Raw genomic sequence first — 460 nt, 5'->3', positions numbered from 1 at the left:
CCTACGGGCGGCTGCAGTGAGGAATATTGGTCAATGGGCGAGAGCCTGAACCAGCCAAGTAGCGTGAAGGATGACTGCCCTATGGGTTGTAAACTTCTTTTATAAAGGAATAAAGTCGGGTATGGATACCCGTTTGCATGTACTTTATGAATAAGGATCGGCTAACTCCGTGCCAGCAGCCGCGGTAATACGGAGGATTCAAGCGTTATCCGGATTTATTGGGTTTAAAGGGTGCGTAGGCGGTTTGATAAGTTAGAGGTGAAATTTCGGGGCTCAACCCTGAACGTGCCTCTAATACTGTTGAGCTAGAGAGTAGTTGCGGTAGGCGGAATGTATGGTGTAGCGGTGAAATGCTTAGAGATCATACAGAACACCGATTGCGAAGGCAGCTTACCAAACTATATCTGACGTTGAGGCACGAAAGCGTGGGGAGCAAACAGGATTAGATACCCTTGTAGTC

1 rRNA gene is annotated in these 460 nt (G+C 48.0%); it reads left to right on the top strand.

What is annotated here, in order from left to right:
• Positions 1–460 (top strand): 16S ribosomal RNA (locus tag C1631_RS23600); the annotation flags it as partial.

Source organism: Chryseobacterium phosphatilyticum (assembly GCF_002899825.2).
Taxonomy (GTDB): Bacteria; Bacteroidota; Bacteroidia; order Flavobacteriales; family Weeksellaceae; genus Chryseobacterium; species Chryseobacterium phosphatilyticum.
Note: the sequence above shows the minus strand (reverse complement) of the source record. Positions and strands in the feature narration are given on the sequence as shown.